This window comes from Ruminococcus sp. (genome assembly GCF_017650195.1).
Taxonomy (GTDB): Bacteria; Bacillota; Clostridia; order Oscillospirales; family Ruminococcaceae; genus Ruminococcus.
The window spans coordinates 1-2,612 of sequence record NZ_JAGCFH010000242.1 but is presented as its reverse complement, the minus strand read 5'-3'; the positions used below and the strand labels follow the sequence as shown (position 1 = coordinate 2,612).

The window sequence follows — 2,612 nt, the reverse complement described above, 5'->3', positions numbered from 1 at the left end:
CTGCTTATGAGATCCAGCAGCAGGAACAGCGAAAGACTATAGAGATTACGACTGCCAATGCTAATATCGCTAAGCAGGAGAGAGAGATCGAACTTAAGAGAAAAGACGTTGAAGTTACTGAGCAGACTCTCGAGGCTGAGATCAAGAAAAAAGCCGAGGCTGAGAAGTTTGCAAGACAGCAGAAGGCTGAAGCTGAGCTGTTTGAACGTCAGAGAAAGGCTGAAGCAGAAAAATTCGAGAGAGAAAAAGAAGCAGAGGCTAGAAAAATACAGGCTGAGGCAGATCTTTTTGCAAAGGCTCAGGAGGCTGAAGGTATCCGCAAGGTCGGCGAGGCTGAGGCCGCAGCTATCGAGGCAAAGGGTATTGCTGAAGCTGAAGCTCTTGAAAAGAAAGCTGAAGCTATGAAAAAATATGGACAGGCAGCTATGGTTGAGATGATCGTTAAAGCTCTTCCCGAGATGGCTGGTGCTATCGCAAAGCCTCTTGAGAATATCGACAAGGTTACCATTATTGATGGCGGTTCATCAGGTGACGGCGGTGTTTCAAATGTTGGCTCATATGTACCCAATGTACTGGCAAAGACTATCGAAACAGTAAAGGAAGTTACAGGCTTAGATATCGTTGATATCATGAAGGCAAACACATACGATGCCAAGGTTAACAGAAATATCAATGTTACAGGTCTGAATGAAGAGCAGGCTAAAGCGGCCGTTGTTGCCAACGCATCAAAAACAGAAGAATAATGAGACTTGGAGATTGACGTGAAAAAGAAACATATTGTACTGAAAGTCATAGTATGTATCGTATGCATATTGATAGTGCTTACGGTAGGATATAAGATGCATATGCACTATGACATTGAGGAACATGAATTCTATGACGTTGATACCATGAAGAGTGAAGGCAGAGATTTCTCTGCCTCCTCTGTGGTATATATGACAAAAGATATAAGCCCCGAAGGATTGCTAAGAGTATATGAAGCTCTCAATGTGGAACCGGAAGGAAATGTTGCCGTAAAGCTCTCAACCGGTGAAGCAGGGAATCCTAATCATTTGGATCCTGCGCTTATCAAAGATCTTGTTCAGAGCGTAGATGGGACCATTATAGAGTGCAATACGGCTTATTCTGGTTCAAAGAGAGCGGATACTGCAATGCATATGCAGGTTGCAAAAGATCATGGCTTTACCGATATAGCTGATGTTGACATCATGGACAGGGATGGCTACATATCAATACCTGTTGAAGGCGGCAAGAATCTTAAAGAGAACTGGGTAGGCAAAAACCTTGAAGACTATGACTATGTTCTTGTGCTTACGCATTTCAAGGGGCATCCGATGGGAGGATTTGGCGGTGCTCTAAAAAACATTTCGATCGGTATTGCGTCCAGAGAGGGCAAGGTAAGGATACACTCGGGAGGTAAGCTCAAAAAGCCTACGATAACACTTTCTGCTCTTATAACAAATCAGAATATATTTACCGAGTCTATGGCAGAGGCAGCCAAATCTGTCTATGATTATGAAGGACACGGTGACAATATTACGTTTATCAGTGTCATGAATCGAATGTCAGTAGACTGTGACTGTGTATCATCTCCGGCTGAAGTAGATATGCATGATATAGGTATACTGGCTTCAAACGATCCTGTAGCACTTGATCAGGCTTGTATAGATCTTGTATTTAAAACCAGTGACGGGGAATCTTTGCAGAACAGGATAACAAGTCTTAACGGTACACATATACTGACACATGCCGAGAAAATAGGACTTGGCAACAGAGCTTATGAGATAGTTGATCTTGATGAGGCGCATGATGGAGATAATTAGCAGAGAGTTTATATATATCTGGTATTATTTTTCTGTTCAGCTTCATCAGATATTTGGCTATTGGGTGGTCGGTATGATCATAGGCAGTGTAGTATCTGTATTCCTAAAGGATAAGATACACGGTGCCATGAGGAAAATGAACAGTGACGGTAGCAGTTTTACGGGGATAGTCCTTGCTTCAATGCTTGGGGTGGCTTCCCCGTTATGTATGTACGGAACCATTCCCATTGCTGCTTCATTCTCAAAAAGCGGAATTAAAGATGAATGGTTGGCTGCATTTATGATGAGCTCGATCCTTCTTAATCCTCAGCTTATTATCTATAGTGCTGCACTAGGAATTAAGGTGCTGTCTATAAGGATAGTAACGTGCTTTCTATGCGGAATAAGCGCAGGCGTGCTCATACGGATATTTTATAAAAAGAGTTCTTTCTTTACATTTTCAAGCTTTGATGAACCAAAGAACAAGGATACGGATCCAAATCTGTTCATTCGTTTTTTAAAGAACCTTTATCGAAATGTTAAGGCAACGGGGGGATACTTCTTAGTAGGTGTTCTGCTTTCTGCCCTGTTTCAGAGATATATACCGCAGGATGCTGTAACATTTATGTTTGGCGGAAACGAAGCATGGGGTGTACTTATGGCTTCCACAGTCGGTGTTCCCTTATATGTATGTGGAGGAGGAACGATCCCAATACTTAAGATGTGGCTTGCAAACGGTATGAGTCTGGGAAGTGCAGCTGCATTTATGATCACAGGCCCTGCGACAAAGATAACCAATTTGGGCGCACT

At 42.6% G+C, this 2,612-nt stretch carries 3 protein-coding genes; all 3 read left to right on the top strand.

Annotated features, from left to right (window positions below; genetic code table 11):
* The coding region (locus J6U00_RS11005; RefSeq protein ID WP_296581830.1) for a flotillin domain-containing protein at nucleotides 1-743 on the top strand (743 nt) is incomplete at its 5' end.
* A gap of 18 nt (nucleotides 744-761) precedes the next feature.
* Entirely contained in the window at nucleotides 762-1,823 is a 1,062-nt protein-coding gene (locus tag J6U00_RS11000) for a DUF362 domain-containing protein (RefSeq protein WP_296581828.1), read from the top strand.
* A 73-nt stretch (nucleotides 1,824-1,896) separates the two neighbouring features.
* Nucleotides 1,897-2,612: permease (locus J6U00_RS10995; protein ID WP_365718835.1), on the top strand; the 716-nt coding region annotated here is incomplete at its 3' end.